The organism is Paenibacillus sp. cl141a (genome assembly GCF_900109305.1).
Taxonomy (GTDB): Bacteria; Bacillota; Bacilli; order Paenibacillales; family Paenibacillaceae; genus Paenibacillus_AQ; species Paenibacillus_AQ lautus_A.
In genome coordinates this window covers 223224-246060 of sequence record NZ_FNZO01000002.1, presented here as the reverse complement: position 1 = coordinate 246060, position 22837 = coordinate 223224, and the positions used below count along the sequence as shown (strand labels likewise).

The 22837-nt window shown below is 50.9% G+C and carries 24 protein-coding genes; 8 read left to right on the top strand and 16 right to left on the bottom strand.

What is annotated here, in order from left to right; all coding sequences use genetic code 11:
- Positions 1–17: 17 nt before the first annotated feature.
- Together BMX45_RS06260 and cmpA are read left to right on the top strand one after the other, a co-directional pair.
- On the top strand, positions 18–365 hold the full coding sequence (locus tag BMX45_RS06260; protein WP_090908978.1) for a hydrolase/acyltransferase: 348 nt from the start codon (positions 18–20) through the stop codon (positions 363–365).
- Positions 366–448: 83 nt separating this feature from the next.
- Positions 449–580, top strand: a complete 132-nt coding sequence (gene cmpA / locus BMX45_RS06255; protein ID WP_015737250.1) for a cortex morphogenetic protein CmpA — start codon at positions 449–451, stop codon at positions 578–580.
- A gap of 98 nt (positions 581–678) precedes the next feature.
- Here cmpA and BMX45_RS06250 read toward each other — a convergent pair whose 3' ends face one another.
- A complete protein-coding gene (locus tag BMX45_RS06250) occupies positions 679–1149 on the bottom strand; it encodes a DinB family protein (RefSeq protein WP_090908977.1) in 471 nt (156 codons plus the stop codon).
- Between the two features lie 143 nt (positions 1150–1292).
- On the opposite strand from BMX45_RS06250, the gene BMX45_RS06245 reads away from it, so the two are divergent.
- On the top strand, positions 1293–1853 hold the full coding sequence (locus BMX45_RS06245; protein ID WP_090908976.1) for a CGNR zinc finger domain-containing protein: 561 nt from the start codon (positions 1293–1295) through the stop codon (positions 1851–1853).
- Between the two features lie 266 nt (positions 1854–2119).
- Here the strand turns inward: BMX45_RS06245 and BMX45_RS06235 are convergent, their stop codons facing one another.
- The 10 genes from BMX45_RS06235 to BMX45_RS06190 form a co-directional block, all read right to left on the bottom strand.
- Complete coding sequence (locus BMX45_RS06235; RefSeq protein WP_090908974.1) at positions 2120–4336, bottom strand: Tex family protein; 2217 nt, start codon at positions 4334–4336, stop codon at positions 2120–2122.
- A gap of 424 nt (positions 4337–4760) precedes the next feature.
- Positions 4761–5111 carry a type II toxin-antitoxin system PemK/MazF family toxin gene (locus BMX45_RS06230; protein WP_006212388.1) on the bottom strand — a complete coding sequence of 117 codons (351 nt, stop codon included), beginning with the start codon at positions 5109–5111 and terminating at the stop codon, positions 4761–4763.
- Positions 5112–5114: 3 nt separating this feature from the next.
- Positions 5115–5396: a CopG family ribbon-helix-helix protein gene (locus tag BMX45_RS06225; protein WP_028406492.1), complete on the bottom strand. Its 282-nt coding sequence runs from the start codon at positions 5394–5396 to the stop codon at positions 5115–5117.
- 227 nt (positions 5397–5623) lie between these two features.
- Entirely contained in the window at positions 5624–6811 is a 1188-nt protein-coding gene (gene alr / locus BMX45_RS06220) for an alanine racemase (protein WP_090908973.1), read from the bottom strand.
- A gap of 272 nt (positions 6812–7083) precedes the next feature.
- The gene (locus BMX45_RS06215; protein WP_090908972.1) at positions 7084–8196 is read right to left on the bottom strand and encodes an outer membrane lipoprotein-sorting protein; all 1113 of its coding nucleotides are present in this window, start codon (positions 8194–8196) and stop codon (positions 7084–7086) included.
- A gap of 262 nt (positions 8197–8458) precedes the next feature.
- Positions 8459–9787, bottom strand: a complete 1329-nt coding sequence (locus tag BMX45_RS06210) for an MFS transporter (protein WP_090908971.1) — start codon at positions 9785–9787, stop codon at positions 8459–8461.
- Positions 9788–9851: 64 nt separating this feature from the next.
- Positions 9852–10352 (bottom strand): winged helix-turn-helix domain-containing protein, encoded by a 501-nt coding sequence (locus tag BMX45_RS06205; protein WP_090908970.1) that lies wholly within the window; start codon positions 10350–10352, stop codon positions 9852–9854.
- A 168-nt stretch (positions 10353–10520) separates the two neighbouring features.
- On the bottom strand, positions 10521–11081 hold the full coding sequence (locus tag BMX45_RS06200; RefSeq protein WP_090908969.1) for a GNAT family N-acetyltransferase: 561 nt from the start codon (positions 11079–11081) through the stop codon (positions 10521–10523).
- A 32-nt stretch (positions 11082–11113) separates the two neighbouring features.
- On the bottom strand, positions 11114–12442 hold the full coding sequence (locus BMX45_RS06195; protein WP_090908968.1) for an alpha/beta hydrolase: 1329 nt from the start codon (positions 12440–12442) through the stop codon (positions 11114–11116).
- A gap of 172 nt (positions 12443–12614) precedes the next feature.
- Entirely contained in the window at positions 12615–13184 is a 570-nt protein-coding gene (locus BMX45_RS06190) for a GbsR/MarR family transcriptional regulator (protein ID WP_090908967.1), read from the bottom strand.
- Between the two features lie 370 nt (positions 13185–13554).
- On the opposite strand from BMX45_RS06190, the gene BMX45_RS06185 reads away from it, so the two are divergent.
- From BMX45_RS06185 to BMX45_RS06175, 3 genes are read left to right on the top strand one after another with little or no spacing between them, the layout of a single operon-like run.
- Positions 13555–14757: a quaternary amine ABC transporter ATP-binding protein gene (locus BMX45_RS06185; protein WP_009594445.1), complete on the top strand. Its 1203-nt coding sequence runs from the start codon at positions 13555–13557 to the stop codon at positions 14755–14757.
- Complete coding sequence (locus BMX45_RS06180; RefSeq protein ID WP_009594457.1) at positions 14750–15583, top strand: ABC transporter permease; 834 nt, start codon at positions 14750–14752, stop codon at positions 15581–15583. The genes BMX45_RS06185 and BMX45_RS06180 overlap by 8 nt, the downstream gene beginning before the upstream one ends.
- A 1-nt stretch (position 15584) precedes the next feature.
- Positions 15585–16505 (top strand): glycine betaine ABC transporter substrate-binding protein, encoded by a 921-nt coding sequence (locus BMX45_RS06175; RefSeq protein WP_090908966.1) that lies wholly within the window; start codon positions 15585–15587, stop codon positions 16503–16505.
- A gap of 356 nt (positions 16506–16861) precedes the next feature.
- On the opposite strand, the gene BMX45_RS06170 is transcribed toward BMX45_RS06175, so the two are convergent.
- The 5 genes from BMX45_RS06170 to BMX45_RS06150 form a co-directional block, all read right to left on the bottom strand.
- Positions 16862–18427: a M56 family metallopeptidase gene (locus BMX45_RS06170; RefSeq protein WP_090908965.1), complete on the bottom strand. Its 1566-nt coding sequence runs from the start codon at positions 18425–18427 to the stop codon at positions 16862–16864.
- Complete coding sequence (locus BMX45_RS06165) at positions 18424–18804, bottom strand: BlaI/MecI/CopY family transcriptional regulator (protein WP_090908964.1); 381 nt, start codon at positions 18802–18804, stop codon at positions 18424–18426. Before BMX45_RS06165 ends, BMX45_RS06170 begins: the two co-directional genes overlap by 4 nt.
- A gap of 260 nt (positions 18805–19064) precedes the next feature.
- A complete protein-coding gene (locus BMX45_RS06160; protein ID WP_090908963.1) occupies positions 19065–19796 on the bottom strand; it encodes a DUF6081 family protein in 732 nt (243 codons plus the stop codon).
- A 16-nt stretch (positions 19797–19812) separates the two neighbouring features.
- On the bottom strand, positions 19813–20739 hold the full coding sequence (locus BMX45_RS06155) for a prenyltransferase (RefSeq protein ID WP_090908962.1): 927 nt from the start codon (positions 20737–20739) through the stop codon (positions 19813–19815).
- Positions 20740–20894: 155 nt separating this feature from the next.
- A complete protein-coding gene (locus tag BMX45_RS06150; RefSeq protein WP_090908961.1) occupies positions 20895–21872 on the bottom strand; it encodes a LacI family DNA-binding transcriptional regulator in 978 nt (325 codons plus the stop codon).
- Positions 21873–22042: 170 nt separating this feature from the next.
- Between BMX45_RS06150 and BMX45_RS06145 the strand changes: the two genes are divergently transcribed.
- Together BMX45_RS06145 and BMX45_RS31240 are read left to right on the top strand one after the other, a co-directional pair.
- Positions 22043–22360: a hypothetical protein gene (locus BMX45_RS06145; protein WP_090908960.1), complete on the top strand. Its 318-nt coding sequence runs from the start codon at positions 22043–22045 to the stop codon at positions 22358–22360.
- Between the two features lie 183 nt (positions 22361–22543).
- On the top strand, positions 22544–22720 hold the full coding sequence (locus BMX45_RS31240; RefSeq protein WP_015737268.1) for a hypothetical protein: 177 nt from the start codon (positions 22544–22546) through the stop codon (positions 22718–22720).
- Positions 22721–22837: the final 117 nt, after the last annotated feature.

Below are 22837 nucleotides of genomic sequence, written 5' to 3'. Positions count from 1 at the left end.
AGGGAGAACCTGCAATCATGCCGAATATGCGCTACGTTATTTTAAAGGGTCAGGACGAGCTATTCTTTGTCGAAATGCCCAGTGATTATGCTTACCAGCTCAGTGCCCTGAATTTACGCCTGAACAAGGAAATCGATAAACTCACCGCCGCAGGCAAACCTCAGCTGCCTCTTGCCGTAGCCGAATGCGACCATTTGGATTTGCTGCAGGAATCGCTGAGCATTCAGGGTGGTCTTGAATACATAAATGAGCTTGAGCAGGCCTTTGCTTCCCTGAACGAAAAGGAATATCCGCTCATCTCGCTGCTTACCGAAATTCGGGCCCTTCAAGCCCAGCTCGAGCAATGGTACGAGGAAGAAGCGTAATAATCGAGGTAGACCTGCACGCTTTGGGCATTTTCCCCATATGCTATCCATACAGATGGAAATAGCAAGAGGAGGAGATACCCTTGCCGCAATGGCTCTGCAATCAGTTGACACGCGCTTTCCGCAAGAAGGACAGACGTCAGATCAAGCTGCTGAACGAATGCTGGTACTTTTACCGGAATTCCCCAGGTGAAGAAAATTCGAATGCCCGTTAGGGCCTGCAATCGATCCATAAGGTTGACAATAAGCCGGACGCTCCTGTCCGGCTTATTTTTGCATGGTAATAGGTGGACTGCATTCGTGGAATCCGCTCCTATAATTCGCTTCGTCTAGCTGGCCAGGAGCCCTGAAGCTTCCGAATAAAAACGATTTGCCCCGTATGATATGCGTCATGCATGATTAAGCTGAGTATCCGCTGCGGCGATTCGATAATCTCCGTTTCCGTCATGGCCTCGAACTTCTGTCTTAAAGCAGCGTGGACCTCCTGAAGCTGCTCCCGGGCCGTATCCCAGGCCTCTTCACTGGTGTCATGGATCTGAAACGTCTCGTCGTTTCCTATCCCTTCATTATGAAGCGGAATTCCTTCCAATCTTCCGAGCAGACGCTGCTTGTAATACAGCAGATGCTGCACATTCTCCCAAATGGAATTCGCCGCTTCCCCTTCCGGCTTCCACAATGCCTGCTCCAGCGTAACCTCCTTCAGCGCGGGGAGAATCGGAGGATACCAATCCTCCTGATCCATCGCATAATCCCAATTTTGCAGCAGCAATTCCTTCATGTTCATGTCCATCGCCTCCGTTTAGATTGTAACCACCATAAATAAAATAGAGAGTTACATCAAAATTAACACACTTCAGATCCCATTACAAGTAACTAGCAACATGATTATTTACTTGTTACAATAATGAGCAAGAAAGGATGAGCTTCATGTTATGGGATGATTTTATAAACAGCGAATGGCATGACTGGAGAGGCAGCGGCCGATCCGAGGACCGGCTCGCCCGTGAGGATTGGCTCACTGAATTTATTAGCGAGCATGAGCTCCACATCGCCGTTCCGCTGACTTCGGATGAACTGGAACTTCTCCGGCAGCTTCGTTCCTTCCTGCGAACATGCGTTCAGCGCATCATTGGGGGTGCTCTTCCCTCCCACCAGCAAGTAGAGGAGTTGAACCGCTGGATGGCGACAGGGCCGGTCATTCGGCAGCTCAAGATCGATGAGGAGCATAAAGGGATGCTTTCTTATATTCCGCAAAATCCAGGCCTGCAAGCAGCCGCTGCCGAGATCGCCGGCTCCTTTGCGCAAACCATCGAGCAAGGCGAGTTGTCGCGATTTCGCATCTGCACCAATCCGGATTGCCTCTGGGTATATTACGACGATACGCGAAACCGCTCCAAACGTTATTGCGACGATAAAATGTGCGGCAATCTGATGAAGGTCAGACGCTTTCGAGCGAAGAAAAAGCAGCAGTCAGAGCCCGGGGAATAGCCGTTCGTTTAAGCTGACGCAGTATATCGCAACATACATGTCGAAAAAGCCGGGGATCAGTCATGAGCATTAAAAGGGGGACGCCAGCAGAAATACTCTGGGTCAATCAGCAGTTGAACGTACCGGTTTTCAGCCAGGTACACTGGATCATGAAGTCATTGCTATCGTTATGTCCCAAGACCCTCCAGAACAAACTTTGTATGATGCAAAAAAAGAGCCGTTTCTCCCAAAAGGAGAATACGGCTCTTCTTTAGCTCACTTTAGTTCTATCCTTGGTTTTTCGGCTTGCGCATCGTCAATCCGACGCGCCCCTTCTTCAAATCCACGTTCAGCACCCATACGGTCACGTTATCCCCCACGGAGACGACATCCATCGGATGTTTAACAAATCCATCGCTCAGCTGGGAGATATGCACAAGGCCGTCGCTCTTGATGCCGATATCGACAAAGGCGCCGAAATCGATGACATTGCGTACCGTTCCCTGAAGCTCCATTCCCGGCACAAGATCCTCGATCTTCAGCACGTCCTGGCGGAAAATCGGCAGCGGCAGTTCCTCCCGCGGATCGCGTCCCGGACGCTGCAGGCTGTCCAGAATATCGCGAAGCGTCGGCACGCCCACCTCAAGCTTCACGGCCAGGCTCTCCGGCTGCTGGGCATCCAGCAGCTCAGCCAGCTCCTTGCTTCCCAGCTTGTCCAGGCCAACCTGAAGCTCCTGGAACAAACGGTCAACCACTGCATAGGATTCCGGGTGGATCGGAGTACGATCCAGGATGTTCTCGCCTTCCGAAATCCGCATGAAGCCCACACACTGCTCATAAGTCTTGGCACCGAGACGCGGAACCTTCTGCAGCTGCTTCCGGCTGACAAACTTCCCGTTCTCTTCCCGGTATTTCACAATATTTTTCGCTATGGTGGCATTGATGCCGGCCACATATGAGAGAAGCGATGGCGATGCCGTATTCACATCCACCCCGACATGGTTCACCGCAGACTCCACGACGGCTTTCAAGCTTTCCTCCAGATGCTTCTGGGTTACGTCATGCTGATATTGGCCCACGCCGATCGACTTCGGGTCGATCTTGACCAGCTCGGCCAGCGGATCCTGCACGCGGCGTGCAATGGAGGCCGCGCTGCGCTCGGCCACATCCAGATCCGGGAACTCTTCCTGCGCCAGCTTCGAAGCCGAATACACGCTCGCCCCGGCTTCATTAACGATGAGGTAAGCAAGCTCTGGGTCGGCGAGCTCCGCAATGACTTCTTCCGCTACGAATTGCTCCGTTTCGCGGGATGCCGTACCGTTCCCGATGACAATGAGCTTGATTCCGTATTTCGCAATCAGCTCCTTGAACTTCGCGGCAGCCTCCCGCTTCTTGTTGGCCGGCGGCGTCGGATACGTGACGGCTACCTCCAGCAGCTTGCCCGTGTCATCGACTACAGCAAGCTTACATCCGGTACGGTAAGCCGGATCGACGCCCAGCACGCGGCGCCCCTTCACCGGCGGCTGCAGCAGCAAGCTGCGCAGATTCCCCGCAAAGATGGAGATCGCCTGGTTCTCCCCTTTTTCCGTCAACTCCCCGCGCACCTCGCGCTCTATCGATGGGGCAATGAGTCGCTTGTAGGAGTCCTCGATCACCGCCGTCAGAATGTCCGTCACGGCCGATGGCCCTTTAAGCACCTGCTTTCCGATATACCCGTGTATGGATTCGGAAGGAACCTCCAGCCCCACCTTCAAAATGTTCTCGCGCTCGCCCCGGTTAATGGCCAGTATCCGATGCGGCGGCATTTTCTTCGCCAATTCCCGGTAATTGTAATAGTTCTCGTACACGGATTCCGCTTCGGTATCCTTTGCCTCCGACGTCAAAATGCCATGATCCAGGCTGAACCGGCGTACCCAGGAACGAACGGCTGCATCATCGGCAATGTTCTCCGCCAATATATCCATCGCGCCTTGGAGGGCTTCTTCCGCCGAAGCCACGCCTTTCTCCTCATTGATATATTTCGCAGCCTCCACCATCGCATCGGCCTGCTTCGGCTGCGACCATATCCACTCCGACAGCGGCTCAAGCCCTTTTTCCTTGGCGACGCTCGCCCGCGTCTTGCGTTTTTGCTTATACGGACGGTAGAGATCTTCCACCTCCTGCAGCTTCACAGCCGCCGTAATCGATGCTTTCAGCTCTTCCGTCAGCTTGCCTTGCTCTTCTATGATGCGGATGACTTCCCGCTTGCGGACCTCTAAATTGCGCAAATAACCTGTCCGCTCTTCGATATCACGCAATTGGTTCTCATCCAGTTCGCCTGTCATTTCTTTACGGTAACGCGCAATAAACGGTATGGTATTGCCCTCATCCAGAAGTTCAACGGTCGTGCGCACCTGTTTCTCGGACAATTGAAGCTCCTTCGCGATCTGCTTCACGATCCGTTTCGACTCTTCCTTGCGAATCTGTTCTTCATTTACTTCCACAACAGCTTCTAATTCAGACAATGATATCCCTCTTTCTTCAATGAAACTATATTTGCTATTATCCCAAACTTAAGCGCTTATTTCCACTCCATCGCTCACTTCGCAAGGCTTTAAGCTGCATTTAATGTCAATTTCATCTAATTTTAAGTTTCGGCTTATATTCTGTTACTACGAACATGCTGCTGCCGGATATCCACACCCCATTACGATCGGGAGGTCACCTTCGATGAATGACAAATATGCGATTGCCTGGTCTGTTGTTTGCCTTCTGTTCATTGCAGCAGCGGTCACCACGGCATACGTGCTCATACCTACAAACGCGTAATCGATCGTCCCTAAGGGATAAACGCGCCTCACCGCCATATAAAAACCCTCAAGGAATACTCCTTGAGGGTTTTGTTGGCCGTAACCGTTCTATGTGGAACATGCAACGCCTTTGATTGAATCAAAAATCAATCAAGCCCAGACTTATTTGCAAGGAATCATCCACCTTGCTCATCATTTCATCATCAAGATGGGTGATTTTGTCGGTTAGCCGCTGCTTATCAATCGTCCGGATCTGCTCTAGCAAAATGACGGAATCCCGGTCAAATCCATGCGACGCCGCGTCGATTTCGACGTGAGTCGGCAGCTTGGCTTTTTGAATCTGTGCCGTAATGGCTGCAACAATCACAGTCGGACTAAACCGGTTGCCGATATCGTTCTGAATGACAAGGACCGGTCTCACGCCGCCTTGCTCAGAACCGACAACAGGTGATAAATCCGCAAAAAATACGTCGCCCCGTTTAACGATCACTGTCTACACCCCGCTTACTAAGCGGTCTAGAGTGTTGTCTGCATCTTCCTCCGCGTGAAACGCCTCAGAAGCCATGGTCAGGTTAATTTTGGCCATTTCCATATAACCCCGCTGCATGGATTCACGAATGTAACGTTTCTTCCGTTCATTCAGGTACAACTTCATGGCCTGCCTAATAAGCTCACTGCGGTTGGAATTTTCCAGCTGAGCGATCCCGTCCACTTCCTGCAAAAGATGATCCGGTAAACTGATCATGATTCGTTTGGTGTTCTGCATATTGGCCACCTTCTATTACACCCCCACAACCTTCTCGCCCTGTGCACCAGTATTACATTATTCAAGGAAAATTATACAAAAGAATATATATGCCGAAGGTATATCAAGTATGCTGCATATCATTATAAACTACAATCGACACTTTCGTACAGACTTAAACGACATATTCCTAATTCGGGAAGATCTGTACGTATTCCTTCTTTCCTGAATAAATAACTTATGGCGACATGCTTTTTTTAAAGGTTGTTCCAGAGCGCATTTACAGTCTTTACCGGTATATCATCGCGTATATAAAGACGCGGTACCCGGTGGGCAATCATGCAGACGACCTCATAGTGGATCGTCCCCAGCTTGGCTGCCAGCTCATCTGCCGTAATGCATTCGCCAGATTGCTGGCCGATGAGTACAACCTCTTCACCAGCTTTGATTTGTTCCGCCTCCTCGGCGAAAGATTTGAGCGATACCATACATTGGTCCATACAGATATTTCCGACTACAGGGACGCGGCGGCCGCGTATCAGCACTTCCGCTTTACCGCTCAGCATACGAGAGAAGCCATCGGCATAACCGATGGGAAGGGTCCCGATTCGTTCTTCCTGCTCCGTTACATACTTCGTCCCATAGCTGATGCCGGAATGCGGAGGTAAATTTTTGACGTAGACAAGCTTTGTCTTTAGCGTCATGACAGGGCGGAGGCTCACTGTCTTTCGATTCACCTCGTCCGAAGGATATAGTCCGTACAAGCCGATGCCGACTCGAACCATATTATAGGATAGCTCAGGTGTATCGATCGCAGCAGCGCTGTTGCCCGTATGTATGATCGGGATATGGCAACCCTTATCCCGAAGAGCGTCCGCAACGCCCCGGAAACGGCGATACTGTCCCAACGTATAGTCTTTGTTCTCTTCATCCGCTCTTGCAAAATGGGTAAACATTCCTTCGACCACAACCTGTCGCAGCGAAAACGCTTCTTCTATAAAAGAAATCGCATCCTCGCCGGGAAGCAGGCCCAAACGACCCATTCCGCTGTCAATCTTGATGTGTACCTTAAGCGGCTTCTCCGGCTTGACCGGCAGTGCCTTTATCGCTTGGAGCACTTCCGAACTGAACAGGGTTATGGTTACATCATACTCGTAAGCGATCTCAACAGCCTCCGGTGGGGTATAACCGAGCACCAGGATCGGGCCAGAGATGCCGCCTTGCCGAAGCTCAAGCGCTTCATCAAGGAAAGCCACGCTTAAGTATGCCGCACCCAGTTGCTGAAGTTCGCGTGCCACTTCTACGGCTCCGTGACCATAAGCGTTCGCCTTCACACAAGCAAGCAATTTCATGTGATCCGGCAGCGCCTCACGAAAAGCGTTATAGTTGGCGCGCAAATGGTCCAGGTTGATTTCCGCCAGGGTAGGTCGATATATCGCTTGCAATTCCAGTCACCTTCTTACCATTTTGAAAAAAGCATTATGCTTTACAATAGATTAATGGTAATGTTCCCGGGAGCAACTGTCAATTGAGACAAACTGCTTATTTATGGAGCTCGTGGTTCCATCCGGACGGCGAAACTTGGTGAAACGTCGGAATCACTGCAAAATATCGATGAAGTCCCCTGCCCAAATTCCTTTATTTGGAGGAAATAGGCGAATGGCCTCATTGTCGGAAGATTGCCTTCCTTCAATGCTTGGTATCCGCCTACTTCGTATTATTTACCCGATTCTCCCTGCATGGAAGCAGCGACTTTCTTCATTTCTTCGACAGGCAGATTGGCGCTCGTGATCCGGTATTCCACGCCTTCCGAACTCCAAGTCAGCGTTCTTTGCTGATCGCCGGTGAGCAGGCCGACCGTCGTGAAATCAATATAAACCGCTTCGCCCGGAACGAGGGAAACCGCACGATCCGATGGTCTGGATTCCATGATCGTGTATTGGTATACGCCGTCGTACTTCAGAATAACCGCATGGTCCTTGCTCTCCGGAACTTCCATGGTGTCCTTGTTCGTAACCCCTGCAGGCACATATTCCGGATAGATGATGCCGAAGGATCCCATGTCTCCGCCGGTTGCCGTTTCCGTCAAGCCCTCGGTTCCCTGAGCGCCGTTCCCCTCCGTAGTGGAAGCCACCGGTACCCCGTTCTCGTCCACTTCCGCAATCGTCCCCTTCGCATCGTTCATGGCACTCAGATTCTTGTTGGTATCAAACGAATCCTTGGTCAGGTTCGTATCGAATGTAAAGGTATTGAACTTCACTTCAACGACGACATTGGCTTCCGAATCCGATACTTGTACCTGTTTCGGCGTGTAGTTGTCCTTGGCGAGCCAGATCTTCTGACGAATCAAGGAATGACTGTGGTAGTTGGCGGCTACATCAAACACGTAGCTGTCCTTGTCCTCGGCAAACTGGCGCGTATTGTCGCTCAGAATGCTGCTCAGCAGCGTTTGATACAGATATACCTGCCCCTGATTATCCGGCCAGTCGCTCTTGAAGCGGAAGCTCTTATTTAAGCTTGGCGTCAGCACGAACACTCCGTCATCGTTGCGAAGCACGATTTGCGTAATATCCTTTTGCCCGTTGGTTAAGCTGATCCGATAGTAAGATGGAGATTGGTACCATACCTCAACCTGATACTCTTGCGGCGCCGAACCGGTATGTATGGTCATAACGCCCGCTCCCTGGTAAGCGCCCTTGGCACTTTCCAGCTTATCAGCCACCTTGCCCAGATCCTTCACAACGCTGTCTGCATTTTTCTTCCCGCATCCCGCCAGTATTGTTGTTAAGCATAATACTACCGCGAGCAGCACCCATGAAATCCGGCGCATGTCATCATCCCCTTCAACACTTGTTTTGACTTGATTGATACATGTCTATGAGGGACTTGGTCACATTATGCAGACTAGCCTGACAAGCATGATTACAGCGGACTGCGGCGCGGGCTTAAGATCGCTCAATGCGTAAAAAACGAGCCCGGATGAATCCATTCGATCGCCGATTCATCCGGGCTCGTTATTGAAATTTCAGGATGGGTTTCCCTATCCGAGACTTGTTCTTCAACAAGCATCAACCTCATCCAAGTCAGCCATCTTAATGGGCAGCATGCAACGAGACGGACTTCTCAGGCGTTGCATTCGTATAAGGCGCGAACCATTCCTCATCCACTTGGTCAGGTGACGGAAGGCTGCGGGTGGTCGAGTCGAAGACCCAGTAGATCCCTACGCAGAACACGGCGATTCCGCATCCCGCGATCACGAAGGAGCTGGCCGCAACCACGCCAAGGGCACCTCCAATCAGGCTGCCAAGCGGCATGGCAATTCCGCTGAGTCCGCTTGCTGCCGCGAACACCGTGCCCAATCTTTTCTCGGGTATCGCCTTCTGAATGACCGAATTGATGATGACGTTCGTAATGCCTCCCGGAAACCATGCCAGGCCGTACACCAGAACGACAAGCCAGGTCCAAGGGGTGAACACGCTGAGGCACCAGGCAGCACCCGATAAACAAAATGCTCCGGCAAAAAGATATCCAAGCGGCAGGCGCTCCAGCTTCATATACGGAGCCAGGATCGCTCCCAGCAAACTTCCGCAAGCCTGGGCCATGAGCAATATCCCGTACACGCCGGCTCCGCCGAGGCTGTCGGCGAACGCAGGCATCACCGTGAAGGTAGCGCCGCCTGCGGCATTAATGACGATAATCCCCATCTGTACCCGTGCGAGCGGGGTTGCCAGGATGTAACGGAGACCTTCTTTCATGTCGGCCCAATAATGGCTAAGAGCCTTTTGCATCGTTTTTGAAGTTAGGGACTCTTTCGAGGTTGTTTTATTTTCGTTGTTATCAGAAGTTTTGATGGATTTCTTGATTTTCAATTGCGCAAACAACAACGCTCCGACGAAAAATCCAATGGAATTCCATAAGTAAAGGGATACTGCGCCCAGCACGACAATCAATACGCCGGATATGGCATTGCAAGCGACATCGATGCCTTGGTAGGCCAGGGAGAACAGCGAATTGCCTTGCGTCAGCTGCTTCTTTTCGAGAATTTTAGGAAGGGCCGACATTTGGGCCGGATATACCCACATATTCAGCGTCGATAGAATCGGCGTAATCGCCAGTACAAGGCCGACCGTCAGAAAGTCGAAATAAAATGCAAGCGGAACGATCAACAGAAGAAGCGCTTGAAATAACTGGGTTGACACCAGAAGCCCCCGTATGGGAACGCGGTCGATCATCGGGCCGGATAACAATTGAATGATCCGGGGGAGAATCGAGAGGAGGCCGGCAAGTCCTGTATACAGCGTCGAACCTCCCAGATCGTATACCAGCCACATAGCCGCTACAGCATACAGGCTGTCACCGATATTCGTAAGGATTCGGCCAATGAACAACAGCAGAAAATTGCGATTCTTTAAAATCTCCACAGAGAAACACTCCCTTATTTATTAAAATTTTATAGTTTAGGAGAAGAGGCTGCGAGGCCCCTTCCTATTTGAACGTTTCCGTCGAAACCACATTGATCCCAACGGCATACTCCTTGCTGTCTTCCCCTTTGGTCGCGATGGTCTTATTCACCCATTTTTCGAGCAGTTCCTTGAATTCCTTTGTCATCTCTTCATATTGGTCGGCGTTCAGCTGCAGCCTCAAGCTAATTCGGGTTCGGGTCGCCGCGTCGTAATCTTCGGCAAGAACCGGGTCCATCGTTTGCGTTCCCTTCGTGTTAAACCACTTCGCTTTGGATTTATAATATTTCTCAACGATGCCGCCGACCGTCCGGGTCTCCACCAAATCTATCAGCCCGCCGTCATATAACTTCTGGATATGATAGTGGATGCTTCCCGGCGAATCTCCCAATTCATCCGCGACTTGCTTGGAGGTTTTGGCCGTATCCAGCATGGTTCCGAGAATTTTCACCCGCTGGGCGCTGCCAAGCAGCTTCGCTTGCTCCACCGATATTTCGATGCTTTGATTTTGATCTTGATCCATCATGCCACTCTCCATTCTAATTGTATTATTCATTCTAAACTTGTTATTCATACGATTATTTTCGTTTGATCTAATTTAGTTTATCAATCTAATTTTCTAGATCGGTATGTCACAATAATAAACCACCTATTACCATTTGTAAATAGGCGGTTTATACATTGTTTATTTTTTCTACACGGGCTTGACCATATGATGATAAACATGCCCGTTAATCATGATGTCCTTATCCGTTTTATATCCTTTTCGGTCGTACAGCGAATGGGCACGAACATTGTCCGTCACCACGGCGAGGGCAATTTTATGGTACTTAAGTTCCTTCGCCCGGTTCTCCGCATGAAGTATGAGCGCCGAACCGATTCCCTTGCCTCCAAACTGCGGGGAAACGGATAACGTATCGATATAGTACTCATCCTCATCCGCTTCTTGATCCAGCGTTACGGTAGGGTCGCTCTTCAGCTTCCGCAGCCGATCCAAGATGGGACGATCCAATTCGACCGCTTGATCGCCGCCGTAAGCAACGATGATGCCGGCCACCTCGCCGTCGATCTCCTTCACGGCAGACTGTCGGTAACTGAGCCTGCCCTCGTCCGCCCGGAAATAATGCTCCAGCACTTCAATCGCGTTCTCTTCGCTGTCTTCCCCCGTTAACCGATGAGCTACATCGTGCAGTGCGTCATACAGCAGCCTGGCTGCCGCACCCGCATCCTGTGGCCTTGCTGATCTGATGGTCATGCTGATTCAACCTCCAATTGCCAATCCATCTTTTAAACATCCCAGTCCTCAACCTCGTAAAACAGCTCCAAGTCGGACGATGCCGTAAACGAACGCCGTTTGACTTTGGGATCCCCGATCTTCTCATGCAATCCAAACCCTCGCGATACCTTGAACGTAAAAGACAAACCGTGCGGCACCATCGCGCTTCCCCTGTAAACGCCCTCTCCGCTGTACGGAATCTCAAAGCCGGCATAGATCATGGGAGAAACGGGCGTTGCAGGCGGTACCTTCACCTCAATCGCGACGTTCACGAATTCCGGAAGTTCTTCAACGATCGTAATCTCTTTATCCGCGCTTAAGTTTCCCATTTGCAGCGTAATCCGGGTGCTGCCGGGAGTTCGTGGCTTAAGCGTTCCGTCCGGCAGTATCGTGAGCAATTCCGGAGACTCAACATGATATGTCCCATTCATCAACGTTTGAACAAATCCGCTGTCGTATGTAATGACCGGATTCAGTTGCTTGACGGGGCCGTTTACCCCTGCGACGCCGTCGCCATCCAGCTTGATCGAGACCGGTTCACCAATGTCGCCGAAAAAATACAGCAGCGGTGCGTGCGCTCTGCCTGCCCAGTCGCTTTGGCTGTGAGCTGCTCCCGGATCCAGGAACAGCATGAGATCATCCCCCGGCACAAAACCGTCCTGAACCAAGCGTTCCGCTTCCTCCCGGGCGTATTTTTCCATGAAAACACCTTCCGCACCGCCCATATCCAGCCAAACCCGAAGATTCGGGTGCGTACCGTATCTTTCATAAAAGGGATGTTCCTTCAATTCGCCCCGTTCATCGAATTGGGCTCTGACGAAATAAGGCGACATGACCGCAATGCTACCGAACACATCCGGCCTCCGGAAACCGATGTTGTAGGTGACGATCCCGCCCGCGGACGAACCCATCATAGCCGTATGCTCCGGGCCCCTCAACGTGCGAAAATTCTGGTTGATATAAGGCATTACTTCTTCAATGATAAAGGTTTCGTACCGTTCGCCGGCAAACGGCGGATCGAACACCTGATGCATCCGCGGGTTGTCATGGAAATATTCGTTCAGCCTTTGATGGGGAACCGTGGCGATGCCGACGATGATAATCTCCTCCATCCGCCCTTCGGAAACCAGCCGATCCGCGGTGACGTGCATTTCCCACGAGCCGCCTCGCTCATCCGCCGAAAATACGTGCTGCCCGTCATGCATATAGAGTACGGCATAATGCTTCTCCGTATTCTCGTGATAACTGGGTGGAAGATATACATACAAACTCCGGGTATTGCTTAAGCTAACCGATGGAAAATCTGCGATCTCTACCATTCTTGAGGACATACTGACCATTCTAACCCCTCCTGATTATTTTTGCACCACATGTGCGGTTAACATGCGGTTTATTGGCTTAAGGCAGCGCCATATAACAAAAAAAGGCACAACCCGATAAAATCAGGTTGTACCTCTTAGGTAAGCATTGCCTTACTTCATATTATACTGGGGAATTTCCCCATATTCAAGATCAGGATTTGCCCTCAGGCGGCTCTTTCGGCACATAGTTGAAGATTTCGCCATCCACGAAAGTATCAATCAATCGCTCCAGCCATTTATAGTAAGCAACGGCCTCACGCATCTTCGCCTGATCCTCTTGCAGCACCGCTACCAGCTCTTCGTCATGCTCATGCGCTTTGCGAAGCTTCTCCGTTTCGTCAAGCGCTTTGCGCAGGACCAAAATGTTGCTCTCCACCGATTTGCGCCATTTAATATCGAAAAAATCGAAGAAGGTCTGGTACCAGTCGTACTCCACTTCGTACAAATCCTTGCGGGAGCCCTTTTCCCACACCTTGTTGACCATTTTATAATCGAGCAGCGTCCGCACGCCTGTACTCATGCTGGTCTTGCTCATCTTCATTTCCTGTCCCATTTCATCCAGGTTCATCGGTTTATCTGCAAAATAAAGTAATCCGTATAAATGTCCCGTTGAGTGTGGAATGCCGTACAAGTCCATATTTCGTCCAATATTTTCAATGACACGCTTACGAATCTTCTGCACGGCTGCCTGCCGTTCATCATCTAAATGGTACAAGCCCATGCTTGCAGCCTCCTCTATACTGTAGCCATCCAAGAAGTCATGTCAACACAACAAAACTAGGTGGACTCGAAGTGTAGTGTGAACGATCTCCATGAAATCTAAACAAGCCGAATCCACACACATTCTCTGATCTATTGTAGGGAAAGCTATTTTAAAAGTAAAGAAGGTCGCTCTGGAGGATATCGGAGCATATGGGAGCATTTCAAAGGATAACTTTGTACAGTTTTTACTGTACGTACTTTACGTACGGATATAACGTTTGATACTTTACGTATCGGTTGTTACAATGGGTGACATGGGTTTACGAGACGACAGCGGCAAAGACTCGGACAAATGGACGCGTCTCTATACAATAAAAGGAGGAGTACTTTTGGCTATTCTGCAAGTTAACAAAGTCAGCAAATTGTTCGGCGCGAACCCGGAACAAGGGCTTCAATTGCTTGAGCAAGGCTGGAGTAAAGCGCGAATTGCAAAAGAGAAAAATATAACGGTTGGCGTTAACCGTGTCAGCTTCGATATTCAGGAAGGCGAGATCTTCGTGATTATGGGGCTATCGGGCAGCGGGAAGTCTACGCTCGTCCGTTTGCTAAATCGGTTGATTGAACCGACATCGGGCGAAATCCTGATACATGGCAAGGACCTGCGAAAGATGAACAAGGAACAGCTGCGGGAAGTACGCCGCAAAAAAATCAGCATGGTGTTCCAGAAGTTCGCCTTGTTCCCCCATCGCACGGTTGTGGACAATGTGGAATACGGTCTGGAGATTCAAAAGGTAGACAAGAGCAAGCGCCGCGAAGCGGCCATGAAGTCGCTTGAGCTTGTAGGCTTGAAGGGCTGGGAGGAAAAAATGCCCGATCAGCTCAGCGGCGGCATGCAGCAGCGCGTCGGGCTGGCCCGTGCGCTTGCCAACGATCCGGAGATTCTGCTGATGGACGAAGCCTTCAGCGCACTGGATCCGCTCATTCGCAGAGACATGCAGGACGAATTGATCGAGCTTCAGGACAAAATGAAAAAAACCATCGTGTTCATTACCCACGACTTGGACGAAGCTCTTCGGATCGGCGACCGCATTGCCTTGATGAAGGACGGCTCGATCGTGCAGATCGGCACGCCGGAGGAGATCTTGACCCAGCCTGCCAACGACTACGTCGAACGGTTCGTGGAAGACGTGGATCTGTCCAAGGTGCTTACCGCTTCACGGGTGATGCGCCGTCCGGAAACCATCACGATGGATCGCGGGCCTCGGGTTGCGCTGGAGCTTATGCGTGAACGCGGCATCTCGAACCTGTTCGTGATCGACCGTTCGAAGAAGCTGCTCGGCGTCATTACGGCGGAAGATGCATCGGATGCCATGAAGAATAACCGCAAGCTTGCGGATATTCTCATCACGGACGGACCGAGCGTCGGCCCCGACACGCTGCTAAATGAATTGTTTGAAATTACGAGCATGTCCAAAGTGCCATTGGCCGTTGTGGATGATACCGGCCGACTGATGGGCGTTATCGTCCGCGGTGCCGTCCTTGGTGCCTTGGCCGGAGAAACCAAGAACGAGGAGGTGACGCAAGATGCCTAAGATCCCTCTTGCCAGCTGGGTTGATTCCTTGGTCGATTGGATGGGAGACGTGTTCTCCGGATTCTTTGATGCCATCTCCTTCATTATCGAGAACGTTGTGCAGTTGTTTACGGATTTGTTCATGCTTCCTCATCCGTATCTGTTCATCGTCATCCTGGCCGTCATTGCCTACCTGCTGGGCCGTCTGCCGTTAACCTTGTTCACGGCCATCGGCTTCCTGCTGATCGACAACTTGGGCTACTGGTCACAGACGATGAGCACGCTCAGTCTGGTCATCACGGCAGCATTGATCTCCGTCATTCTAGGTGTTCCGCTAGGGATATGGGCCGCCTATAGCAAGTCCGCATCCCGCGTGATCATACCGGTTCTGGACTTTATGCAGACCATGCCGGCATTTGTATACTTGCTGCCTGCCGTCACATTCTTCAGTCTGGGCGTGGTTCCGGGGGTTATTGCTTCGGTTATCTTCGCTATTCCGCCAACGATTCGCCTGACCCGTCTCGGGATTAATCAAGTATCCGGCGAATTGACGGAAGCTGCGGATGCATTCGGTTCGACTTCCGGGCAGAAATTGTTCAAGGTGCAGCTGCCGCTGGCCATGCCAACCTTGATGGCCGGCATCAACCAGACCATCATGCTCTCGTTGTCGATGGTGGTTATCGCTTCGATGATCGGTGCCCAAGGTATCGGTGCCGAGGTATATCGTGCAGTAACGCAGCTGCAAATCGGTAAAGGGTTTGAAGCCGGCTTGGCCGTCGTCATTTTGGCGATTGTCCTCGACCGCTTTACACAAAATATATTTAAATCGAAAAAAAGGGGTGCTTAATTTGAAGAAACAGAAGTTTTGGATGCTGCTGAGCTTGGCCGCTATTCTGGTCCTGTCCGCTTGCGGTCAGGGCGGAAACGGCGGCGCGAATGGAACGACGGACAACGGGGCTGATGGCGGTTCCACCGCTTCCCTCGGCGATCAAGTCAAACATGAAATCATCGGTATTGATCCTGGAGCGGGTATTATGAAAGCAACGGCTGCTGCGATTGAGGAATATGGATTGACCGACTGGAAACTGATCGAAGGTTCCGGTGCGGCCATGACGGCAACTCTCGATAAAGCCATCAAGAACGAAGATCCGATCATTATTACCGGTTGGACTCCGCACTGGATGTTCGCCAAATACGATCTGAAGTATCTGGAAGATCCGAAGAAGGTTTACGGTGAAGCGGAAGAGATTCATACCGTTGCCCGCCTAGGACTTCAGGAAGATCATCCGGAAGCCTATAAGTTCCTGAGCAATTTCAAATGGACATCCGACGATATGGGTCAGATTATGACCGCGATCCAAGAAGGCCAAGACCCTGAGGCTGCTGCCAAAGAATGGGCGGACAGCAACGCTGAGAAAGTCGATGCTTGGCTCGAAGGCGTTCAACCGGTTGACGGCAAAAGCTTCAAATTCAGTTATGTGGCTTGGGATTCCGAAATTGCCAGCACCAACCTGCTGAAAGTGATCATGGAAGAAAAGCTGGGTTACAAAGTTGAAGCCCTTCAAGTTGAAGCAGGCCCTATGTGGACCGGCGTTGCCAACGGCGACGTGGACGCCACCGTGGCTGCTTGGCTGCCGCTGACGCATGCGGACTACTGGGATAAATTCAAGGACCAAGTGGAAGACCTTGGCGCCAACATGGAAGGCGTAAAAACCGGACTGGTGGTTCCGTCTTACGTGGAAGCCAATTCGATTGAAGATCTGAAATAACGATGAAAGCCATCCCTTGGTTTGTGGGATGGCTTTCTTATTTTAGGTGATCAAGATTAGTCGGCCTGTTCTGGGGAGGATGTATCCGTTCCGGTCGCTGTTGAAACCAGGAAAACAGGATGATATTTTTGCGGTATTTTCCCGGTTTCAAAGGCGAACGCCAGGTCTCCTCCACAGATACATCCTCTTTTCTTGGGCTCGGCCCCCAATCTTTCCCGCAAAGAGAGCCATCCCTTTCTTCAGGGATGGCTTTAATGCTGTGAATTCCTTTGCGACTCACAGGCTTGCCGGCTTTGACACCCGGGCAGCAGGGCTAGGAATGCTCCTCCATATTCATTTGCTTGTTCGTTATCGTGTCAGGAGCCATTTGCGTGAAAGTGGATGACTGTTCCATCCATGAAAACAACCTGCGTATTTGCATCGCTTATCGTGGTCTGCACCTGATACGGTCCATCGTCCAGCATATTGTCGATAACGCGATGTACCGTAATATCCGCTTGTTTAGCATATCCTTGCTTATCCAAAGCATTTTCGTATTGATGTATTAAGGCAGCTTCCACGCGACCCGGCGGCAGATCGATTCCGATCGAAGCGTTCTCGAATTTGCCTGTCTCATCGTTTACCCACAGTAACGTCATTCCGGTTTCGTCGCCTTCGAACTCGAGAAACCATTGATTCTGACTTGGAACATGCTCTACTCTCTTTAATGGCAGCGCCATACCGAGATCGGTCATCACCTCATGGATGGTGTCTTCAACCTGGCTGCGAACAGCGGGATCTATCGCGTGAAGAATAGGATCATTGACTTGTTGGATCTCGGCGAGTTCCTTGGCCAAGACAAGGTTTTCCGCTTCAGCCTTGGCATTGGTCAGCGACACGGCGACTAACAGCAGAATGAGGACTAATCCGGCAGCGGACCACTTTTTCGAATGCTTTTCGAATGTTGCAATCATCATGACTCTCCTCTTTAGGTGGGATTGTTCCGGCGAAAACTTTGCGGCGGCCAGTAATGGAACGAGACGCTGAACGTTGCGCTCAAGCAGCTTAACAATCGTGTAACCGTAATCTTGTACTTCGCTGACGTCGATACGTGAGATCGCCGCCGCATCGCATGACAGCTCTTGATCTTCCCGCATTTTGCAATAAGCGTACCAAAGAATCGGGTTAAACCACTGTATAAGGAGTAATGCGGTCATCATCACATTGACTGCGATGTCTTTGCGTTTCAAATGCACCAGTTCATGTAGGAAGATATAACGCAATTCCTTGGAGCAAAACGTCCCCTTGCTATGAGCGGGCAGTAAAATTCGGGGACGCAAGACTCCGTACAAGCTCGGCCCGTCCACTTCGGCCGAAACAAGTAGCGGAACACGGCGTTTCACCCCCAATTCTTCCCTGCATCGATCCAGAAGTCGGATGAGATCGGAATCGGCGGGCATGGGACGCACCTTTCTAAGTCGTCGTCCAAAGTTCCGATTCGCCTTGAGCAGGACTCCTCCAAACGTGAGCACGCCCGCTGCCCATATGGCGAACATAGTGATATCCCTCGTAGGAATTCCAACGTTTGAAGGGATCGGGGATGCAACATTCTCTTCTCTATTCGACGGTAGCAACGTATGCACAGGCGGCAGCCCTCCTGCATGTCCTCCGGATATGACCTGCGCGGAATTCATAACCGCCGAGGAAGCTTGCCGTTCCATGAACGGGAACATGTTAAACAGGCTCATGCCGCTCTCTGGTGCCCAAGGAAGGATCATTCTTGCCATCAGCACAAACCACATCCCGTATTGCCACTTGATCGGCATACGATGTTTCAACATCATTCGGATGGCCAAAATAAGGACGACCATCACGGTTGTCACGAACGAGGTTTCAACGATCCACTTTACAACGGACGGTATCCGTTCAACAATGGCATTCATGATGAGCCCTTCCTCTCATCGAGGATCCGCTTCAACTCTTCGATTTCCTCGCGTGATAGCTTCTCCTCTTTGAGAAAATGGACGAGCATCGGCTTTATGGCTCCTCCGTACAGTCGTTCAAGAAACGAATGGCTTTCTGCCCGAAGGCACTCCTCTTCGCTAACCAGCGGATAGTAGAGATAGCTTTTTCCCGTCTGTTGAAATCCGATCGCTTCCTTCTTGAGCAAGCGGTTAATCAGGGTTTTCACGGTGGCCGGCTTCCAAGCCGTTTCAGGATTCAGTTGTTCAATGACTTCCTGGGCGGATGCAGGAGACCTGTTCCAAAACACCTTCATCACTTCCCATTCCGCTTCCGAAATGCGAGGTAATTTTTTCATGGATGATCATCCTTCTTTCTTCATTTACATATGTAATCAATAGGTCGACAATGAACAGTTTACAATCGTAATCGTTAATTGTCAATGAAGAAGAATTCAATACAACCTTTTATTGCCCTATCTCCGTCTTTCCGGCTCGGCTTCTTCGGCCTTTCGGGGGCTTTATCTTACCCGATTCGGCCTCAAGCATTGCTGCAGTCCCTCCTTCTCACGACTTAAAAAAGATCATGCCCAACAGATGGGCATGATCTTTTTTAAGTCTACTCTTTTATCGTGACCGTCACGGGAGAATATTCGGCAATGACGGTTTGTCCATGCACGGATACGCTGCCCTCCGGCGTCAGGTCTTTTTCGGTCATGATGCCAAGCGCAATGGTGAATTTGTTGAACTTGATCGGGATGTTTGTCTCCCGGCGGATCTCTTCGCCGTTCACGTAGAAGATCGCTTCGTCTTCGGCACGGTTATACGTGATTTTGTACGTGTTGAATTCCCGCGGCGTAAAGTGCGTATCTTCCTCTTTGAAGATGCAGAAGTAACGGGTCTTGTCCGATTCCGGCACCTGCACGCCCGGGAACGGCAGGACCGCATACACGCTGGCGTATTTGTCGTTCGAAGCAAAAAAGTCCAGTGCCGCGCCGGTGCTGAAATCAAGCAGGTTCAAAGATACGTAGCCGTCATACAAGTCGCCGGGAACCGTACCTTGGGTGCGGGCCCGAATTTGCAGCTCGAAGGTCACCTCGCCGGATTCCGGCACGTCCACTTCTTCGTTGGAATAATACATATGCTTGGCGTTATCGAGAATTTGGATCTGGTTATTCTGGCGGCTCAGCGGCGCGCGTACGTACAGAATGCCATTGCGGACGATAACGACCGCATTCGGCTCGCGATATTCCCAGAATGAACCGTCCGGCAGCGGGAACCCGCCGATCTTCCAAGTCCCGCTCTCGGACAGGATGGAGTGAAAATCACCAAAAACACGTTGTTGTTCCATCTATTTCCCTTCTTCCTTACAAAGTCTGAATGATTCCCTGAATGATCAATGACAGGATCAGCACGCCACCGCAGCGCATGGTGGTCATCGTTGACGCGCCCATCAGCGGTAAATACGCCTCGGAACGGTTGCTGTCCTTCAGCCTTCCATAGACAAGATACAACGGAATGATCGTAATCAGCGCGATCAGTGCGTAAGGCGGTAGCGCCCCGGCCAGTACGCAGGCTATTAAGGAAAGACATGCCAGCAGCAGCAGAACTCTCGAGAAGTTCAGCGCTCTCTTTTCGCCCCATACCACGACCAGGGTCTTCTTCCCGGCCTGACGGTCTGCCTGCCAATGCAAAAAGTGATGGTTGAACAAAATCAACGTTGTCAGCAGCCCGATGGGCAGTGACAGCAGCAAGGCCCGAACATCCATATGTGAGGTTTGAACGTAGTATGCGCCCATCACCGGCAAAATACCAAAGGACAGCAAAATCGCAATTTCACTGTAGCCCTTGCCGCGATAACCGAATCGAATCGGAGGTGCGACGTAAAAGTAAGCGATCAACCCGCCGAGTCCGCCAAAGACGAAAGCCCACCAGCCGCTGATCAAGCTGAGGATGATGCCGCTCAGCGCCGCGATCCCGAACAGCGTCCAGGTGACAATCTCAAACTTACGGAGCGACCAGACCCCCTTGGTCAAAAACCCGGAGTTGGTGGAGATTGCATCTACATGCTCATGCGCTTCCGTGTCCGTTCCGTTCTTATAGTCCCATAAATCGTTCACCATATTGGAGAACAAATGGGCAGCGCCGCTCCCGATCAAGGTCAATAAAAAAAGGCCTATATGAAATGTACCCGTCCATACGTAAGCCCCGAGCGCTCCCAAAGCGACCGGAATCAGCATGACGGGAATCACTTTGATTCGGGAAGCTTTTTTAAACTGTGTAAGGGCATCCACGTTTGATATGCTCCTTTCCCTTCAATAATACAGAATAGAACGCCTGCAAATCGCTTGCAGACGTTTAGCGTTGTGAAACAAAGCACTTGCCTAAATAAGAATATCACAATTGTCGAACTTTGTAATCCGTTTGTTAGAATCTGGTTTTGCAGCCATTAGACCGACGAGCGTTCAATCAGCTCGAAAGCAAGCTCCTTGCGAATCGGCTTTTTCTGCTCCCCTTGAATATGTGCATAGAGTATCCTGAAAGCCTCCGTACCCATATCAAACAGGCGGTTATCGATCGTTGTAAGGCCCAGCATTTTGCCGATCGGCTGGTTGTCGAATCCGATGACGGCCAGCTCTTGCGGGATGGACAGCCCTCTTTTCTCCGCTTCATAGATTAACCCGGCGGCCACATGGTCGCCCGTCACCAATAAGGCGCTGGGACGTTCCTCCATGCTCGACAGCCGATCCATAATCGCTGCACCGTCCTCGAGATCAATACAGCCGTCCAGGATCCATTCCTCGCGGTAAGGCTCTCCGATTTCCTGAAGCACTTCTCCATAGGCCGCTTGTCTGGCTCTCGTGCTCGGACTGTCCAGTCTTCCTACGGTGAAGCCGATGCGGCGATGTCCCCGCTTTATCAAATAATGCATGGCACTGCGAAATGCCTCAGCATGGTTTATATATATAGAAGAAAATAAGCGTTCCCCTGCATCCTGACAGCATACAATCGGTCCGTAAGCGCAATAGGCTTCGATCTGTTTAGGTGTCACGGCGGACGATAGAATAATGATGCCGTCAATCTCGCGGTTACGCAGCATCTCCAGCACTTCCATTTCCTTATCCGGCGCATACCCGGTTTGGCACAGGATGAGGCGATAGCTAGCGGCAAGCGCTTCTTGGCCGGCTCCTTCCATCAGCAAGGAGAAGTAGGCATGATTAATAAACGGCAGCATGATGGCAATATTCATCGTTTTCCCTGTAATCAGATGGACCGCATTCATATTCCGGGCGTATTTCAGCTGCTTCATCGTTTCCAGCACGCGTGCCCGCTTCTCTTCTCTGACATAAGGGTGGTTATTCAGCACCCGGGATACCGTTGATACCGACACGCCTGCAAGCTTGGCTATCTCTTTAATATTGGCCACAATCGATATGCCCCCTTCATCCACTGGTTCATTCCTGATACTATCATGATTGCTTTCTCTATTCAAAATTAAGCCACCAGCAGTTGAGGCCTCGGCGTTCGTATTGCGCCATATCCATGACTTACTTTTTTTGGTACGATTGTTGATATCATCCCTATGGAGGTATCATCATGCCCAAACTGTTCAAGACGCTTGGCGCTGTATGGTTCATCGGCGGTTTTATCGGAGGAGTCATCATTCATATCATCATGGAGGGCAATTGGCTGACAGGCATCGCTTGGCTTATTGGCGGCGCAATCTTGGGCGCCTTATTCTATACGGTGGGCGAAATTCATGAAATCGTGTGGGAGAATCATGCCCTGCTTCGGGAAGTGCTTCACCGTCTGCCTCTGGAACCAGGCGACAAAAAGCCGCCGCTTGGAAATTCCCGAGCCAATCTTAGCGCTTTGAAGGATTATAAAATGAACGCAAAAGAGGAACAGCGATAAAAAATTTGATCTTGATCTGGTATGCTTTTCATACTTTACACTGTGATTGGGTGGAAACCTTCATTCATTGTCAGCGTGACCGTAAAGGGCGTGATGGCAAGGGCAGGGCTTCTGCCTTTTTGCCATCTTTTGCGAAACCTGCGACTTGTCCATTGCGTTATCCTTCTCAAAAGGAGCTGATGGATGATGGAGACGTTCGGCAGAGGCTGCCTGTACTTGATCATTGGCATGGTGGTATTGCTGCTGTTTGCCCTGCTATTGGGGACCACGATTACGATCCCATGGTTTATCTTCATTCCGCTTGTCGTTATTGCCTTTGCCGTGGCTGCATCCAAGAGCAAACGCAAGGATGATGATTGATCCAGACGACAGGCGAGCCGCCGGGCGCGAAAGAGGATGTCCATTTCATGCGCCGTTTTCAATTCGCTTGCAGGCCTTGTTGGTTTAGTCCAACGGACAATAAAACACCAAGAAGAC